Genomic DNA, 16,657 nt, shown 5'->3' with positions numbered 1-16,657 from the left:
AGGATGGACCCGCTCGCAAATCTCGTCGATTGGATAGCGCTGTATGGGATCATTGGCCTTGTTACGGTCGGCCTTGCGGAACGCTTCGTTCCTGCACTTCCGTCCCACGGTATCCTTGTTGCCATCGGCATCGCATCCCATGACGATGCATGGTCCATCCACACCGCTGTTGTCGGCACGACCGTCGGCAGCTTCCTGGGCGCCTTCGCACTCTATTTCCTTGTCCGCGCGCTTGGCAAATCGAAGTCCGCCGCGATTCTGTACACAGTCGGCAAATGGGTCGGCCTTTCACGAGAACGCATCGACCGAGCAGTGTCGTCCCTGCGCGGCCGGGAACGGTTGATCATCATAACGTCACAACTCATCCCGACCATACGCCTGATCTCGCCTTTGGCCGCGGGGCTCATGGGAGCGAGTGCCATGAGGCTCGCCTTCGACCTGGCGGCCGGCATCGTGTTGTGGAACGGGCTGTTCATCGCCGCTGGCTATCTGGCCGGACTCGTACTGCCCAGCATCAACTCATCAGCATTCGCACTCAAGACCATGGTGCTTCTCGTTGCCGTGGAGGTGATCGTCGCCCTGATATTCCGTCTGCAGTTTCGGCTCACGAAGCAGCTTCGTCGGGAGGGAAATGCCCGATGACCGGCAAAGCGGCAGACGCAGTCCTCTTCTTTCGCGCGTGGCTCTCCGCGCCGCTGCAGGTCGCCTCGGTGACACCCTCCGGGCGGGCACTCTCATCGCTGATGACCTCAGAGATCTCGGCCGATACAGGAACCGTCATTGAACTCGGGCCGGGGACAGGCGTATTCACAGAGGCGCTGCTCGATCGCGGTGTTGCGGAATCCGATCTTGTTCTCGTCGAATACGGCCTGGAATTCGCCGCCAAGCTCAGCCTGCGCTTTCCCGCAGCCAGAACCATCCAGATGGACGCTGCGCAGCTGCGCAAGGTGACGGTGCTGCCCTCGGCATCGGTCGGCGCTGTCCTGAGCGGTCTGCCTCTTCTATCAATGCCCATGCGGAAAGTGATCGCGATTCTCGAAGGTGCTTTTTCGCATCTTCGCCAGGAGGGCGCGCTTTATCAGTTCACGTATGGCCCGCGATGCCCGATACCGAGACCGCTCCTCGACCGGCTCGGCTTGAAGGCGACGTTTGTTGGCCGCACGTTCGCGAACATCCCGCCCGCGGCCGTCTATCGTATAAGCAGGCGAAAACCGCGCCCCCAACACGTTTGGACAAGCGTACCGCAAACGCCGGATAAAGGGGCAACCTAGAATCCAGCTGTCGTCATGATCAGCCGTCACCGTAACGGGGATCGATGCCGCCGGTGACGTTGTCCCAGCCGGAAAGCGCAATTTCCGCCACGGCTTGCAGCTCGGCGCGATCCGCGCCATCGCGGGCGCGGATCGCCATGCCGCTTTGGACTGTCTGCACAAATCTCGCCAGCCTGGTTGTATCTGCCGTGACCGTGAGGTCACCATCGCTTTTCGCTCTGTCGAAGCGCGCCTTGAGGAGATCGAAGCCGCCTGCGCGCGTCGCTCGCATGAGTTCGGCCAGTTCGGAGTGTCCTTCGCTGCCCACGGCTGCAAGCGTCGCCATGCAGCCGTGCGGCAGATCGCGGTCTCCACCGGTCATGGCGACAGCGGAATCCTGGAGAAACGCCAGCGCCGCCTCTTTTGCGGTCGATGCAGCCCTGAAGCGGGTCCAGACCAGCCCTTCATACGTCGTGTAGTAATATTTGAGCGCCTCGGCATAGAGCGCATCCTTCGAACCGAAAGCCGCATAAAGGCTCTTGGTCCCTATCCCCATCGCTTCCGTCAGATCAACGATCGACGTCGCCTCGTAACCCTTGACCCAGAACAGTCTGGTTGCGGCGGCGAGTGCGGCAACGCGATCGAATTCGCGCGGCCGACCGCGCGGGCGCAGGGTCGGTTCTGAATGGTCGGTACAGGGTGAAACATTATTCTGCATCGACCACTGTATAAATTGATTGACGGCCGTTTGCAATGTCGCTAACGATTTATGCATCGATCACTGCATAAAGGAAACGATCATGGAATTGCTTGGAAAGCGCGCGCTGGTAAACGGTGGCTCCCGGGGCATAGGGGCCGCGATCGCAATTGCGCTCGCCGAGAAGGGCGCGGATGTCGCGTTCACCTATCAGCGCTCGGCCGACAGAGCTGCATCGGTGGTTCAGGCGATCGAGGAAACGGGCCGGCGCGGGCTTGCCATCCAGGCCGACAGCGCCGACCCGGACGCTATCCGTCGCGCCGTCGGCCAGACGGTCGACACGCTTGGAGGGCTTGATATCCTCGTCAACAGCGCGGGCGTCGGGACCGCCGGCATGACTGCGGATCTGGCACTCGCCGACCTGCAGGCCATGCTTGACGTCAACGTTCGCGCGCCGTTCCTGTTCGCACAGGCGGCGATCCCGCATCTGTCCTCCGGCGGCCGGATCATCTCGATCGGCTCGTCCCTGGCGGAGCGTGTGCCCTTCCCGGGTGTGACGGCTTACGCGATGTCGAAGTCCGCACTCTTGTCGTTTACGCGAGGCCTTTCGCGCGAACTTGGGCCTCAGGGCATCACCGTCAATCTCGTCCTCCCCGGTTCAACGGATACGGACATGAACCCTGCCAATGGGGAGAACGCGGATTATCAACGGAGCCTCACATCGCTCGGCCGCTTTGGCGAGCCCCGCGAAGTTGCCAGCGCCGTCGCATTCCTGGCCGGTCCAGGGGCAGATCTCATCACGGGTGCGGTTCTCAGTGTGGATGCAGGCTTCAACGCGTGATTTTGGCCTCGCATTATCCGACTTCCAACGCGTAGCGCGACTGAACCCTGCCCTTTCCGGCAGCTTTCCTTCGTCATGTCACGAAATCAAACCGCCCGAACCTTCCGTCACCGGTCTGCCTGATGTCGAGGAGCAGCGCCTCGTCAAACAACCAGTCCCCGGCATTTCCGGGCTCTCCGGGGAAATAGAGCTGGGTGGTGAGAACGCGCCCACCCGGACGCTGGACCTTGAAATGGAAATGGCGCGTTCGGCCGGGATAAAGCGCGGGTATGATGGTGTTGAACCACCACCGCCCCTGCGTGTCGGTGAACTGGTGTCCGCGCAGGCGGAATCCCACGCTGTCATAGTCGCCTTTCTCATCGGCTTGCCAGATCTCGACGAGGCTGCCGGCTAAAGGCCGGCAGCGATTGTCGAAGACGAAGCCGGCGACGGTTATTCGCTCGCCTCCGGGCGCATCCGGATAGAGATCCCGATTGAGCGGCGAGTTCGGCCTGAAGAAGGGACCGGCTTCCCGTTCCAGGGTCGGTTCGTCTCCATCGTCACATGCGGGGGTAAGCGGCAGCTCGGGAGCGGCCTGCGCATACGCCCTTGTTCTTGCCGCCTCGATGAACGGCAGCGTCAGAAAGGCAGTCAGAAGCGAGCGTCTGGTGGCGGACAAGACCGGTCTCCCAGTGTGATGGTCGGTTAATCGGCGCGCCGTCAAGGCTGCAGGCGTTGCGCGGCGTTCGCCTGCGCCTCCCGGATAAGGCCTTCATACATATTCTCCTTGCCGGGATACCACGGCATCGTGCCGATGGACCCAAAGCCGGGAATCGTTTCCATATGCGCGACCATGCGGGCGCGCATCCGCTCGTCGGGAAGCGGGCCCTTCAGCGCCTGGACATTGTCGCTCATGTGGTCGGGGTTGGACGTGCCGCAGAGGACGCTCGTGACGGCAGGATGCGCCATGACCCATTTCAGGAAGAACTGCGCCCAGCTCGTCGCTCCGAACTCGGCTGCAAAACCGGGAAGCTCATGGCCCTCGACCACCTTCATCAGGCGGGCCTTTTCGAGCGGCAGATTGATCAGAACGCCGACGCCCTTGTCGGCCGCAGCGGGAAGAAGACGACGTTCGGCGTCGCGGTTGAAGATCGAGTAGTTCGTCTGGATGAAGTCGACATCATCACGCTGGATGATCGCCAGGAGCTGGTCCTGCGCCGCCGACTCGTGGTGGGTCACGCCGACATGGCGTATGAGGCCTTCCTTCTTCCAGGCCTTCATAAGCGGGACGACGACCGGCGCATTGGTAATGCTGTGGCATTGCATGAGATTGATCGTGTCGCGCCATGTGCGCATGCGCGATTGCCGGAAGCTTTCCATCGCGTGGCTTTCGTCGCCGAGATATTCTCCCGTCGACCAGACCTTGTTGGCGAGGAATATCTCGTCCGAACCGTCGAACTCTCCCATGAACTGGCCGACGCTGACCTCGGCCGAGCCGTAAAGCGGCGATGTGTCGACCACACGGCCGCCCGCGGCGACATACCGCTCGAAGACCTGGCGCAAGGCGTCGCGCCGGTCACCGGGCTTCAGGTCGAAGGTGAGGAAGGTGCCGAGACCCAGCGCCGTGACCCTTTCGCCGGTCCGCGGCAAGGTGCGGGTAAGGACGTCCGGGTTTGATCCAGTGGTTGGCGACGCCGCATTCGTTTCCTGGGTTTGCGCCGCAGCGTGGCTGGCAAATGCCAGCCCTGTCGCCGCCGCGCCCATCGTGCCGAGGAAACCGCGCCTGTTGATCTTTGACTGGTCCATGAGAGTTCTCCTGTTTCCTTAATCGTCAAAACTGCCAGTTGGCGGGGACCCAGGCGTAACCGCCGTCGGTTTTCAGCATCCGGCCGAGGCCGGGGAAGGGAAAATGGAAGCCGAGCACCGGGAGACGATCGGCGGCCGCCCTGTCAAAGATGCGCCGACGGGAGGCAAGAGCGGTTTCCTTGTCGCGATCCGGGCCTGGAAGCCACGGCCTGTCGACGTTGACGACGGGGTGATAGGCCAGGTCCGCCGTCAGCAGCAACTGGTCGTTTCCGGAATGGACGAGGAAGGTGGCCATGCCCGGCGTGTGGCCGGATGCGACGATCGTCGTCAGGCCCGGCACGATCTCGGCGCCAGCTTCGTAAAGCTCCACATCGTTCATGAACGGCGCGAGGCTGTTCTTGATGTTTGCGGCGAAGCGCAGGCGGAACTCCTCCGGCACCGGCATGTAGGAGAGATCCGGATCGGTCCGGACGAAGAAGTCCCAGTCCGCCTTCGGGACAAAAACCGTGGCGCGCGGAAAGGCCTTGCCGCCATCCGCGGTTCTCAAGTTACCCACGTGATCAGGGTGCGTATGGGAGATAACGATCGCATCGATGTCCGCTGGCGCGAGGCCGACAGCCGCGAGGTTATCAAAGATCTGGCCGCCGTTCGGGCCCATGGTCTTGCCGGCTCCGGCTTCGATCAGAATGCGCCGGCCGCCGGTTTCGATCAGCAGCGTGTTGAGGTTGAGTGTCATGTGATCGGCCGGAAGAAAGGCCTGACGCAGGACCTCCTGAAGCTCCGCTTCCGGCGCATCGCTCGCATAGACGCGCGGCGGGCCACCGATCACGCCGTCGCTCAACACTGTCGCGCTGATGTCCCCGACGCGGAAGCGGTAATGCCCGGCATTGCCAGCGAGCGCGGGCGTGGCCTGGGCGTGGGCTGTGCCGGAACCGGCCAGGCCGGGTATGAGCATGCTTGATGCGCCTGCGACGGCGGACAGCATCACAGAGCGTCTGTTGAGGGTGAAGGCATTCATCGGTCTTCCCTTTCGCATTGGCCACGCCCGGCTTCGCTACGCAGGGGCCTAAATGACCGGCAAAGGAACCGGATGGAGCGCGGCGTTCAACTCTACGCCAACCATGACACCGGACAATTGATCTGATAAGCTGCATTAAGTTTATCAGCTTGATTAGAAATACTTCTCAATGAACCCTCTTCGTCTGGACAGCTTCGACGTTTTCGTGGCCATCGTGCGTTGCGGCGGTTTCCGCGCGGCAGCGCTTGAGCGAGGGGTCTCTTCATCGGCCCTGAGCCAAACGATGAACGCCCTGGAAGAGGCTCTGGGTATCCGGCTCCTCAATCGAACGACGAGGAGCGTGTTCCCCACGGAGGCAGGCCAGCGCCTTCTTGAACGCCTGGCACCTGCATTGGGCGACATCAGGCTCGCCATCGCCGAGGTCGATGAACTCCGGGACAGCCCATCCGGTACGCTCAGGATCAACGCGCCCGCGCCGGCCGTCGATCATTTTCTCTGCCCGCTGGTGTTCGATTTCATGGACGCCTATCAAGAGGTGAAAATCGAGATCATCAGCGATGCGGCCGTCATCGATATCGTGGAGCAGGGTTTCGATGCCGGCGTCAGGTTCGGCAAGCAGCTGGCGCAGGACATGATCGCGCTGCCGCTTGGCCCTGCACTTCGCTACGCCATCGTCGCTTCACCGGATTATATCGGAAGGTGGGGACAGCCGCAGACACCGCAAGAACTTGTGGATCACGACTGTATAAGACGCCGGTTCCCGGGCGGCACGCTCGTCACCTGGCAGTTCGACGAGGCGGGCGAAGAGATCGAAGTCACGCCAACGGGCCGATTGACGGTCAGCTCCGCGCATAACGAACTGCAAGCTGCGCTGGCAGGAAGGGGGATTGCCCATGTCTTGGATGACTACGCCAAGCCGCATATCCAAACCGGCCGGATGGTGGAGCTTCTCTTAGACTGGAGCCACACCCTGCAACACTGGTTCTTATACTATCCCAGCCGACGCCTTCCAAGCGCCGCCATGCGCGCCTTTCTCGACTACATGAGGAACTATGACTGGCAGGCCAGGACCTGATGCCGTTCCAGCCGGCATTGCGGCAGGAACGGCTTGTCGGCGATGCCTTATTTGACCCGCTGCCATTCGATCCTGATTTCGGTGCCTTCCGGCCGGCGGAATTGCTCGGACATACGATCGCCATCAACGATGAGCGTGAGATCAGCACGCGTTCGCACGCTGCCGACCCAGTTCGGGAATGTCGACCCTTCGACACGGTTTCCGCTGAACTCTCCATTCTCATCGACGGTGTAGGTTCCGAAAAACCCGATGCTGCGTGACATGGCCGTGCGATTTTCATCATCCGTTCCCTCGCCGCGCGTGTTGGAAGCAAACGGCGGGATTTCGGCGTCGGTCAAGACCTCCACGAAATGCATGTCAGGCGTGAAGACCAGAAGCCCATTGGGCTTCTCTCCATAGGCGGCGATATTTTCCCCGCCGGGGTCGATCGTCGCGGAGATCATGCGCCAGGTGCCTACGACCTGATTTTCGGTGGCAGTCTGCGCGAAGGCAGCCGACGAAATGCTGACGGCTACAGCCAATGTGATCGGTCGAATGAACATGTCGTTTCCTCTGCTGTTATGAATGATAGGGTCCTGCCGCTGCGCGGTTCACAGATCCTGCCGGTCGGCGGAATTCGCGACGTCCCGCTGCGCCTCAAGTGCCGACAGGCGTTTGGAAAGCGCCTGCGAGATGGAGGAGTAGGCCGTGCTGCCCAGCGCCAATCGCAATGGTGGTGCCTCGCTTGCGGCAGCCGACAGGATTGCGGCCACGGTGCGCGCCGCATCCCCCCTGATCTCGAAACTGCCATCGGCGATTGCACGGCGAACGGCGCCCGCAGGCGTTCCATCGTAAGCAGACATAGGATCCGCACAGACCAGATTGGCTCCGAAGTTCGTGCCCGTCGGCCCCGGCTCGGCGATGATGAAGTCGATGCCGAAAGGCGCCACCTCCTGTGCCACGGCTTCGATGAAGCCCTCGATGCCCCATTTGGTCGCGTGATAGAGGCTGAAGCCCGGATAGGCGATCTGCCCGCCTTCGGACGACACCTGGACGATGCGTCCGCCGCCTTGCTTTCGAAGAAGCGGCAATGCTGCGCGGATCAGGTGAATGGACCCCGTGAGATTTGTGGCGATCTGTCGATCGATCTCGCCGTTCGTCAGCTCTTCCGCAGCACCGAACAGTCCGTAGCCGGCATTGCTGACAATGACGTCTATCCGGCCGTGCCTTCGGAAGGCATCTCCGATTGCGAGACTTATGCTTTCCGGCTCGACCAGATCGAGCAGAACCACGTCCAGGCGTTCGCGGTACGTCTGTTCGAGTTGCGTCAGCGCCCCGCGACGGCGGACAGTTGCAACGACCGTGTGACCCTGCGAAAGCAGTCGCTGCGTCATTTCGAAACCGAGCCCCGAAGAAGCGCCGGTTATGAACCATGTCTTTGGCATGTGATCTCCTTATCTTCCATTCGCGAATGTAGATCTCCCGGATTGGTGATATAAGATTTGCAATTTGAGATGAGATAGTGAGGAAAATTCACGAATGGTGCGCCCCAGCCTAAGCGATCTAGCCGCCTTTTCGGCAGTGGCCGATCATCAGAGCTTTCGTAAAGCAGCCGATGTCATGGGTGTTTCGCGTTCCGCCCTCAGCCACGCGATCATCGGTCTCGAGGCGAAACTCGGCGTTCGGCTCTTCAACAGGACGACGCGCAGTGTTTCGCTGACACAAGCCGGCTCGCGCCTGCTCGGTCGCGTCAATCCGCTTCTTCAGGATCTCGATCAGGCGCTCGATACGCTTTCGGAGGAACGCGGCACGCCAAGTGGCACGCTACGGATCAATGCGAACAAGAGCGGCGCACGCATCCTTCTCGCTGACGTCGTTCCGCGCTTTCTCGATCTCTATCCCGACGTCGAGCTTGATCTCGTATCGGAAGGCCGCCTTGTCGACATTGTGGAACAGGGCTTCGACGCCGGAATACGCCTGTTGGAAGCCGTTCCGAAAGACATGATCGCGGTAAGATTCGGCGGCGACGTGCGTTTCGTCACCGTCGCAGCGCCATCTTATCTGGACGGCAAGGCCAAACCGCAAACACCCGATGATCTTCATCAGCATTGCTGCATCCGCCAACGTCTGCCGAGCGGCAAGCGCTATCGCTGGGAGTTTTCCAGACGCGGCGCCGAAATCTCTGTCGACGTGCCGGGCAACCTCACCCTCGATGACAGTGATCTTCTCGTGCAGGCGGCGGCGGACGGCCGCGGTATTGCTTATGTGCCGGAACATTTCGCGCGGCCGCTCGTCGGATCGGGCCGGTTGGTGACCGTGCTCGATGACTGGTGCCCGCCCTTGCCCGGCCTGGCGCTCTATTATTCGCGCAGCCGGCATGTACCATCACCGCTGCGAGCCTTCATCGACCTCCTGCGGGAGGTGGACCGGTCACGATAAAGGGGCGACGCCGCATGGCGTCTGCCCCTGTCAGATGGCCTGCCAGATGGATCGAGACGAGCCTGCCACACGATCGCTCTGGCCCAATCGCGCAGCGCAGGCTCGTTCGATATGTCAGGGTGTCGCCGGCTTTCGACGCAAGATCATGCCGCCATGGTGCAAGGTGTTGGCATCGACGAAATCGCCGTCGGCGGTAAAGCCCGTGTCGTCCCAGTACTCGATATGCGTTCCGTCGACTTCATAGCGGCCTTCATAGGCTCGTTCGCGCTGGCCGCGCGCTTCGACATAGCGTCCGTTCGGCAGAAGTTCGTGGCGGACTCGGTTGTCGTCGGTGACCCACATGCCGGCGTAGGGATGGTTCGGCTGCAAATTTGTTTCCTGTGCTTCTACGGATTGAAACGAAAGGGTGGCAGTGACGAGGGCTGCGAATGCCGGTCGCATGGTCTGGCTCCTTTAGACGTTGCTGTTGGCGGTCTGGTGAGGGCGCGAATACGCGCGCGGTGCCGGTCCGGCAGACGCGCAGGTCTGCCGAACCGCAGCATCGGTCATTGGGAACGCGGGGCGTTGTTATCCACGACCTGCTGATAGGCAACAAGATCCAGGAAGGCTTCCGCATTGACCACGAGGCCGTCCTTCATCTTGAGAATCCAGACGAACTGGTTGCGGTAAGGTGCGCCGGACGTCGTCGTCGCCGTCCCGTCGAAGCGGATGATGACCGTGTCGCCGTCGGCAAAGATGTTGTGCACCTGCGGCATGATCGGCGTCGCAAGGCGGCTGGTCAGGGGAAGAGAGGCCTGTTCGACGAAATCCTTCTGGTTTCGATAGGTGCCGGCCACCGGGCCCGAGCCATGAATTGTCCAGACGACGTCGGGGGCGAGGAGTTCCGCGAAGACATAGGTGCCTCCGCGCCATTTTTCGAAGGCGGCCTCGACGATCGCCTTGTTCCGTTGCTCGACCGCGGCGCTATCGGCAGCCTGCACCTGCGTTGCCGTTGTGTTGGCGATGGCTGGACCCGGCAGGGCGAGCGACAGCAATGCCACTGTGATCAGAGCCGTATGGCTCGCGCCGGCAACCCGCTGGCGTGTCGGAAAAATGGTCATGGTATCGATCCTTTCTGTTGCTGGGGACTTGGCGGGGCCTATCGACGAGCAATGAAACCGGATGCACCGTCGATGAGACTCGCGTTTCAACGGTCAGTTACGGCGTTCGACCGCCGCACCGCCGAAGATCAGTTGCTGGACAAGGGGACGTTGCGTGAAGCGGGCGGGAAAGACGGGGGCCGGCGCGCTGAACCGGTCCAGTCGATCCAGTTGCTCCGGCGTGAGCGCCAGATCCAGAGCCTTGAGATTGTCCTCGGCCTGGGCAAGCGTGCGCGCGCCGATGATGGGGGAGACGACGGCCGGGTTGGCCAGCGTCCAGGCAAGCGCCACGCGCGACGGCGTGGAATCGGCCTCTTCCGCGACGGTTCGAACCTCGTTTGCTATGTCGATCGCACGCCGGTTCAGATGCCCGGACGAGGCTATGACACCCTTGCGGGTGGCGGACACGGCTGCCTCTTGCGAATCCTCGACATCGGCAAGGGAGTACTTGCCTGTGAGCACGCCTCCGCCGAGCGGCGACCATGGAAGCACGCCGAGACCCAGAGCCGCTGCCGCCGGCAGAAGCTCATGCTCGACGGTCCGCTCGACGAGGCTGTACTCGATCTGTAGCGCAACGAATGGAGACCAGCCTCTGATATCGGCGAGTGTCTGCATCTGTGCAACGCGCCAAGCAGGTGTGTTGCATATGCCGAGATAGAGCACTTTCCCGGAACGAACGAGGTCATCGAGTGCCCTCATCACCTCGTCCGGCCGGGTCGTCATGTCCCATGCGTGAAGATAAAGAAGGTCGATACGATCCGTGCCGAGCTGCTTCAGGCTCTGCTCGACGGAGCGAAGCATGTTCAGGCGGTGGTTGCCGCCCGAGTTCGGGTTGCCTGGGTCGCGTGCCATGGTAAATTTCGTCGCAAGAACGATCCGCTCGCGCTTGTCGGCGATGAAGGTTCCAAGCAGGCGTTCGGCACCGCCATCGGTATAGTTGACCGCCGTGTCGAGGAAGTTGCCGCCCCGGTCGACATAAAGATCGAAAATGCGGCGCGCCTCGTTGCCGTCGGCACCCCAGCCCCACTCGGAACCGAAGGTCATCGTTCCCAGGCTCAGCGGTGAAACGCGCAAGCCCGACCGTCCAAGAAGTTTATAATCATCAAGCGCCATGTCAGCTCTCTCCTGGTTGCGAGAACAAGGTAGACGGCTCGATAAGATCAAACAACTTGCCCAATGATGACCACGCTGGTAAATCTATCTAACCAATGGCGATCGATCTGAACGGCATTTCTGTTTTCCTGGCAATCGCGGAAGCGCGCAGCTTTCGCGTGGCCGCGGAGAATCTGGGCGTCACGCGGCCAGCCATCAGCCAGGCCATCCGTCGTCTCGAAGATCGGCTCGGCGTGGCGCTCGTGCGTCGCACGACGCGCAGCGTCAGCCTCACGGAGGCCGGCGAACAACTGTACCAGCGTGTGGCGCCGGCGATTTCCGAAGTCGGACTGGCGCTCGACGCAACGGCAGACCGCGACAGCGCACCAAGCGGGCTCTTGCGGCTGGCCGTGTCGTCCATCGCCGAACAGTTCATTTCCGGGCCGCTTCTGGCGCGTTTTGCGGATGCCTGTCCCGCCGTTCAGATCGACGTGACGGTCACGGACGAGGAGTTCGACATCGTCGCGGAAGGCTATGACGCGGGGGTACGGCTGGGCGAAGTCATCGATCAGGACATGATTGCCGTTCCCGTCTCGGGCGATCAGCGCCAGGGCGCCTTCGCCGCGCCATCCTACATCGAACGTTTCGGCATGCCCGCGCATCCTTCGGAGCTTTCAGCGCATCGCTGTATCGGCTGGCGCCCGGCGCCGCACAGCGCACCCTATCGCTGGGAATTCGGCCAGGATGGGCGCGATTTCGATGTGGCAGTCGATCCCCAGATCACCACCAACGACATGTTGCTTATGATCCGCACAGCCTGTGCCGGCGGAGGCATCACCTTCGGCATGGAGGACACCTTCAAGCCCTATGTCGAATCCGGCCAGCTGGTTCCCCTGCTTCAGGACTATTGTCCACCCTTTGCCGGGTTTTTTCTCTATTACCCCAGCCGGCGCAATCTCGCTCCGAAACTGCGTGCGCTCGTCGACCATGTGAAGCGGTGGCGATAGCGCCCATCGTGACATCGCTGTCGTCTTACCTGGCCCACTCTCCTTGAGCCTTGACATTCGTTCGCTACCTTGCAATTATCGTTAGGTAGCAAACGAATGAGTTTTCAATGCACGATCAGTCGGACACCAAAAATCTCTCCGTGGGCGCCTGGACCAAGCGGTGCTATTTCGCCGGCCGGGCCCTCATGGACGAGCGCCTAAGACCCTTCGATCTGGGGTCCACGCAGTGGTATGTCCTCTGGTATCTCGTCAACAACGGCCCGTCCGTCCAGCGCGACCTCGGTCGCGCTCTGGAACTCGAACGCGCCACCTTGAGCGGAATCATCGCAACGCTCGTCCGCAAGGATCTGGTTGCGCAGACCGCGGATGGCGACGATCAGCGACAACGTCTGCTGACATTGACGGCGACGGGAGAGGCGCTATGGCGACGGCTCCCTGATCTTTCTTTCATTCACGATGCTGCTTTCGGCGGAATTAGCGAGGCTGATCTGGCCACGACCATACGTGTTCTCAAATCAGCGACAGAACGACTGCAGACCCTGTTGAGAAAGGATTGAGCAGATGACCGTACTGATTACCGGGGCCACCGGGCTCGTGGGTGAGCGACTTGTCCCGCGGCTGGCCGAGGCCGGCTTTGCCTGCCGCGTCCTGCTTCGGCCTGGCAAGGATTGCCCCGCGGGCGCCACAGGGGTTACGGGCGATATTCTCGACCCTTCGAGCTTGGCGAAGGCCGTCACGAAGATTTCTGCCGTCGTGCACCTCGCGGCCGTCTTCCGAACGCAGGACACCGATCTCATCTGGAAAAGCAATCTCGATGGGACGCGCAACCTGATCGCGGCCGTGAAGGCCCATGCTCCCGATGCGCGCTTCATTATGTCGAGCACCAGCCATGTCTACAACAAGGACAATCCGCATCCGGGACGGGAAGACGATCCGGTCGACCCACAACACGCCTACCCCGCAAGCAAGGTTGCAGCAGAACGGGAGCTGCGTGAAAGCGGGTTGAATTGGTCGATCCTTCGCTTTCCCTTCGTCTATGGTGATGGGGACGGACATCTCGAATCCCTGCCCGATCACGTCGGCACCTGGCATCCGGCACAGCGCATGAGCACGATCCACCATCGCGACATCGCACAGGCGGTCACGCTGGCGCTCAGGGGTGCTTTCGACCGACGCGTTGTAAACGTTGCGGACGAAGCCCCCTCCTCCATCTACGAACTCGCGGGAATCGTCGGGTCCCCCATGAAATCAAGCGCCGAGCCTCTTGCAAATCCATGGTACCTGCATGTCGACACATCCCTCGCCCGCAGCCTCGGTTTCCGCCCCGGCATAAGGACCGTCTATCAGGCGTGGCAGGAGGGCATCTCGTAAAGGCCATCGCGGCGGCCAGCCCTGTGCGACGCGCAGGAGAAAGGTGAGGAAAACGCTCTTGTTTTCCTTTGCGCCGAGGATTACAGAGCGCTCATATTTTGTCCCGACCGGAAACAAGGATGAGCGAGACGATGAACAGGGTGTTTGTGAGTGCGGCTGTCTGCGCCGTTATTGGCATGCTGGCGACACCGGGTTTTGCAGCCTCGACCACCTATCCGCTGACAATCGAGAACTGCGGCGCGACGGTGACCTTCGACAAGGCTCCGGAACGCGCCGTCGGACTTGGCCAGAACAGCGCGGAAATCATGTTGCTTCTCGGCCTTGAAGACAGGATGGTCGGCACGGCGTTCTGGCCGAACAAGGTTCTTCCGCAACTGGCCGAGGCCAACGCGAAGGTCAAAGTCCTGACGGTCGAGTTTCCGACCTTCGAAGCCATTCTGGCGCAGACCCCGGATTTCGTCGCAGCCGCCCTGCCGAGCCTGATTGGCCCCTCCAGCAAGGTTGCCAAGCGCGAGGACTTCGAGAAGGTTGGCGTGCCGAGCTACATCTCGCCGAGCACCTGCGTCGCCGAAGGTGGCGCCAAGGACAAGTTCGGTTACGGCGACCGGTCGCAGCTCTGGAACCCGGACACGCTTTACCGGGAGATCGACGAGATCGCCCAGATTTTCGACGTGCGCGATCGGGGCGACGCGCTCATTGCCGACCTGAAGAAGCGTGAGGCCGCGCTGCGCGCCGATGCACCGAAGGACGGGAAGAAGCTGTCCTACGTCTTCTGGTTCTCCAGCCCCTCGCCGTCCGCCGACGCCTATCTCGGCGGCAAGAACAGCGCTTCCGGTTATATCGCCGATGTGCTGGGCGGAACGAACGCCATCACCTCCGAGGCCGAGTCGCCTGCGCTCGGCTGGGAGAGCATCATCGCCAGCAATCCCGATGTCATCGTGGTCGCGCAGGTCGATCGCAACCGCTGGGACCTGGACAAGTCGGAGGCCAAGATCAAGTTCCTCACGACGGATCCCGGCACGAGCCAGATGCCCGCCGTCAAGAACAAGGCGATCGTGGTCATGGACGGCCAGGCCATGAACCCGACCGTGCGGACGATCTACGGCGCCGAACAGATCGCCCAACAGCTGAAAACGCTTGGCCTGAAGTGACGACCGAGACGATCCGCAGTTCGTCGGGACGACAACCTCGGCACCTCACGGTCGCCGCGGGGATCATTCTGGGCTCGCTCGTGGCCATAGCGCTGGTCGTCGGGATCAGCGTGGGGATCGGTGACATGCCCATCCCCTTGTCGACCACCTATTCGGCGATCACGAACAGGCTGGGCTGGACGATGGTCCAGCTCAACCCCATCCACGAGACCGTGATCTGGGAATACCGGCTGAGCCGCGCGCTGGTCGCGGTGTTCTGCGGCGCGGGCCTGGCGCTGTGCGGCGCGATCATGCAGGCGATGCTGCGCAACCCTTTGGCAGAGCCCTACGTGCTCGGCATCTCCGCCGGTGCTTCGACCGGCGCCGTGGCGGTCGTCATCCTCGGCATCGGCGCAGGCGCGTTCTCGCTTTCGGCAGGCGCATTTGCCGGAGCCTTCGCCGCATTTCTGTTTGTGGCGCTTCTGTCCAACGGAGCACGCGGCGGAGCCGACAGAACGATCCTGGCGGGCGTTGCGACATCGCAGCTCTTCAATGCGGCAACTTCTTACATCGTCACCACCTCCGGCAATGCCCAGCAGGCCCGCGACGTGATGTTCTGGCTGCTTGGCAGCTTCGGCGGCGTTCGCTGGCCGGAATTCTGGCTGGTCTCCATCATTGTTGGATTGGGATTGATCGTCTGTCTCTTTTACGCTCGCGTGCTTGACGCCTTTGCTTTCGGCGATGAGGCCGCCTCCTCCCTCGGGATCGACGTCGGTCGAACGCGGATCATTCTCTTCGCGCTGACGGCAATCATGACCGCGACCATCGTCAGCATGGTCGGAACGATCGGCTTCGTCGGGCTTGTCGTACCGCATGCCGCCCGCTTCGTGGTGGGTCCCCTTCACGCGCGGCTTCTGCCTGCCTGCGCGGTCACGGGTGGGGTGTTCATGGTTTTGGCCGATATTGCCTCGCGCACGCTCATCCCTCAGCAGGTGCTGCCGATCGGCGTCGTTACCGCACTGGTTGGCGTCCCCTTCTTCTCAATCATTCTCTACAAGCTCCAGCGGGCATCATGAGCATCAGGGCGGAAAATCTGGTCTGGAAGGTCGGCGCGAAGACGATCGTCGACGATGTCTCGCTCATTGCCAAGCCCGGTGAAATGCTGGGATTGCTGGGGCCGAACGGCTCGGGCAAGACCTCGCTGCTGCGGCTGCTGGCGGGACTGAAGCGGCCTCTTTCGGGGCAAGTCACACTCGACGGGCAAAACATCGGCAGGATCCGCCGACGCGCGATCGCACAGCGCGTGGCCTTTATCGAGCAACATGCAACAACCAACGCCAATCTCAAGGTCGTGGACGTCGTCAAGCTTGGCCGTTTCCCGCATCGATCGATGTTTTCCGGGTGGACCAGCGACGACGATGCTGCCGTCAACGATGCGCTTGATCGAACGGAGCTGACCGCGAAACGCAACGACACCTGGCAGAGCCTGTCGGGTGGGGAAAAGCAACGCGCCCACCTCGCCCGTGCTCTTGCCCAGTCGCCGAAAGAACTCATCCTGGACGAGCCGACGAACCATCTCGACGTACACCACCAGATCAGCCTCCTGCGGCTCGTTTCCCAGCTTGAGGTGACCAGCATCATCGCGCTGCATGACCTGAACCATGCTGCGATGTTTTGCGATCGGCTGCTTGTCATGAAGTCGGGAAAGATCATTGCGGCCGGGGCGCCTGAAGACGTGCTGACCCGCGAGCTGCTCGGCGATGTTTTCTCCGTGGAGGCGCACGTATCGCCCTCCCCCTATCATGCGAGGCCGCACATCCATTTCGTGCGGTGA

20 protein-coding genes are annotated in these 16,657 nt (G+C 61.8%); 11 read left to right on the top strand and 9 right to left on the bottom strand.

Annotated elements, in window-relative coordinates:
- Nucleotides 1–3 precede the first annotated feature (3 nt).
- Nucleotides 4–642, top strand: a complete 639-nt coding sequence (locus B5M41_RS01850) for a DedA family protein (RefSeq protein ID WP_134646435.1) — start codon at nt 4–6, stop codon at nt 640–642.
- Nucleotides 639–1,271, top strand: coding sequence for a class I SAM-dependent methyltransferase (locus B5M41_RS01845; protein WP_134646433.1), 633 nt, complete (start codon nt 639–641; stop codon nt 1,269–1,271). Before B5M41_RS01850 ends, B5M41_RS01845 begins: the two co-directional genes overlap by 4 nt.
- Before the next feature lie 19 nt (nt 1,272–1,290).
- Here the strand turns inward: B5M41_RS01845 and B5M41_RS01840 are convergent, their stop codons facing one another.
- Complete coding sequence (locus B5M41_RS01840) at nt 1,291–1,968, bottom strand: TetR/AcrR family transcriptional regulator (RefSeq protein WP_134646764.1); 678 nt, start codon at nt 1,966–1,968, stop codon at nt 1,291–1,293.
- 79 nt (nt 1,969–2,047) lie between these two features.
- Here B5M41_RS01840 and B5M41_RS01835 point away from each other — a divergent pair, with 79 nt between their 5' ends.
- The gene (locus B5M41_RS01835) at nt 2,048–2,788 is read left to right on the top strand and encodes an SDR family NAD(P)-dependent oxidoreductase (RefSeq protein ID WP_134646762.1); all 741 of its coding nucleotides are present in this window, start codon (nt 2,048–2,050) and stop codon (nt 2,786–2,788) included.
- Nucleotides 2,789–2,861: 73 nt separating this feature from the next.
- On the opposite strand, the gene B5M41_RS01830 is transcribed toward B5M41_RS01835, so the two are convergent.
- Genes B5M41_RS01830 through B5M41_RS01820 form a run of 3 tightly spaced genes read right to left on the bottom strand, consistent with a single transcriptional unit; the run spans nt 2,862 to nt 5,591 of the window.
- Complete coding sequence (locus tag B5M41_RS01830; protein WP_134646431.1) at nt 2,862–3,446, bottom strand: dioxygenase family protein; 585 nt, start codon at nt 3,444–3,446, stop codon at nt 2,862–2,864.
- A gap of 41 nt (nt 3,447–3,487) precedes the next feature.
- The gene (locus B5M41_RS01825) at nt 3,488–4,573 is read right to left on the bottom strand and encodes an aldo/keto reductase (protein WP_134646429.1); all 1,086 of its coding nucleotides are present in this window, start codon (nt 4,571–4,573) and stop codon (nt 3,488–3,490) included.
- Between the two features lie 25 nt (nt 4,574–4,598).
- Nucleotides 4,599–5,591, bottom strand: a complete 993-nt coding sequence (locus B5M41_RS01820; RefSeq protein ID WP_134646427.1) for an MBL fold metallo-hydrolase — start codon at nt 5,589–5,591, stop codon at nt 4,599–4,601.
- Nucleotides 5,592–5,760: 169 nt separating this feature from the next.
- Here B5M41_RS01820 and B5M41_RS01815 point away from each other — a divergent pair, with 169 nt between their 5' ends.
- Nucleotides 5,761–6,666 carry a LysR family transcriptional regulator gene (locus B5M41_RS01815; RefSeq protein WP_134646425.1) on the top strand — a complete coding sequence of 302 codons (906 nt, stop codon included), beginning with the start codon at nt 5,761–5,763 and terminating at the stop codon, nt 6,664–6,666.
- A gap of 47 nt (nt 6,667–6,713) precedes the next feature.
- On the opposite strand, the gene B5M41_RS01810 is transcribed toward B5M41_RS01815, so the two are convergent.
- The gene (locus B5M41_RS01810) at nt 6,714–7,208 is read right to left on the bottom strand and encodes a lipocalin-like domain-containing protein (protein ID WP_134646423.1); all 495 of its coding nucleotides are present in this window, start codon (nt 7,206–7,208) and stop codon (nt 6,714–6,716) included.
- Nucleotides 7,209–7,256: 48 nt separating this feature from the next.
- On the bottom strand, nt 7,257–8,090 hold the full coding sequence (locus B5M41_RS01805; protein ID WP_134646421.1) for an SDR family oxidoreductase: 834 nt from the start codon (nt 8,088–8,090) through the stop codon (nt 7,257–7,259).
- A 94-nt stretch (nt 8,091–8,184) separates the two neighbouring features.
- On the opposite strand from B5M41_RS01805, the gene B5M41_RS01800 reads away from it, so the two are divergent.
- A complete protein-coding gene (locus tag B5M41_RS01800) occupies nt 8,185–9,084 on the top strand; it encodes a LysR family transcriptional regulator (protein ID WP_134646419.1) in 900 nt (299 codons plus the stop codon).
- A gap of 114 nt (nt 9,085–9,198) precedes the next feature.
- On the opposite strand, the gene B5M41_RS01795 is transcribed toward B5M41_RS01800, so the two are convergent.
- The 3 genes from B5M41_RS01795 to B5M41_RS01785 all read right to left on the bottom strand — a co-directional run bounded on the left by B5M41_RS01795 (nt 9,199) and on the right by B5M41_RS01785 (nt 11,336).
- A complete protein-coding gene (locus B5M41_RS01795; protein WP_134646417.1) occupies nt 9,199–9,525 on the bottom strand; it encodes an Atu4866 domain-containing protein in 327 nt (108 codons plus the stop codon).
- A 104-nt stretch (nt 9,526–9,629) separates the two neighbouring features.
- Nucleotides 9,630–10,184 carry a nuclear transport factor 2 family protein gene (locus B5M41_RS01790; RefSeq protein ID WP_102761916.1) on the bottom strand — a complete coding sequence of 185 codons (555 nt, stop codon included), beginning with the start codon at nt 10,182–10,184 and terminating at the stop codon, nt 9,630–9,632.
- Nucleotides 10,185–10,277: 93 nt separating this feature from the next.
- On the bottom strand, nt 10,278–11,336 hold the full coding sequence (locus B5M41_RS01785) for an aldo/keto reductase (RefSeq protein ID WP_134646415.1): 1,059 nt from the start codon (nt 11,334–11,336) through the stop codon (nt 10,278–10,280).
- A 95-nt stretch (nt 11,337–11,431) separates the two neighbouring features.
- On the opposite strand from B5M41_RS01785, the gene B5M41_RS01780 reads away from it, so the two are divergent.
- The 6 genes from B5M41_RS01780 (at nt 11,432) to B5M41_RS01755 (ending at nt 16,657) form a co-directional block, all read left to right on the top strand.
- Nucleotides 11,432–12,322, top strand: coding sequence for a LysR family transcriptional regulator (locus B5M41_RS01780; RefSeq protein WP_134646413.1), 891 nt, complete (start codon nt 11,432–11,434; stop codon nt 12,320–12,322).
- A gap of 107 nt (nt 12,323–12,429) precedes the next feature.
- A complete protein-coding gene (locus B5M41_RS01775; RefSeq protein ID WP_134646411.1) occupies nt 12,430–12,879 on the top strand; it encodes a MarR family winged helix-turn-helix transcriptional regulator in 450 nt (149 codons plus the stop codon).
- Nucleotides 12,880–12,883: 4 nt separating this feature from the next.
- The gene (locus B5M41_RS01770) at nt 12,884–13,693 is read left to right on the top strand and encodes an NAD-dependent epimerase/dehydratase family protein (protein ID WP_134646409.1); all 810 of its coding nucleotides are present in this window, start codon (nt 12,884–12,886) and stop codon (nt 13,691–13,693) included.
- Nucleotides 13,694–13,824: 131 nt separating this feature from the next.
- Nucleotides 13,825–14,844, top strand: coding sequence for an ABC transporter substrate-binding protein (locus B5M41_RS01765; protein WP_134646760.1), 1,020 nt, complete (start codon nt 13,825–13,827; stop codon nt 14,842–14,844).
- A 62-nt stretch (nt 14,845–14,906) separates the two neighbouring features.
- Nucleotides 14,907–15,899: a FecCD family ABC transporter permease gene (locus B5M41_RS01760; RefSeq protein ID WP_134646758.1), complete on the top strand. Its 993-nt coding sequence runs from the start codon at nt 14,907–14,909 to the stop codon at nt 15,897–15,899.
- On the top strand, nt 15,896–16,657 hold the full coding sequence (locus tag B5M41_RS01755; RefSeq protein WP_134646407.1) for an ABC transporter ATP-binding protein: 762 nt from the start codon (nt 15,896–15,898) through the stop codon (nt 16,655–16,657). Before B5M41_RS01760 ends, B5M41_RS01755 begins: the two co-directional genes overlap by 4 nt.

This window comes from Shinella sumterensis, from assembly GCF_004514425.2.
Lineage (GTDB): Bacteria > Pseudomonadota > Alphaproteobacteria > Rhizobiales > Rhizobiaceae > Shinella > Shinella sumterensis.
The sequence above is the reverse complement of the archived record's forward strand: the minus strand, read 5'-3'. Positions and strand labels throughout refer to the sequence as shown.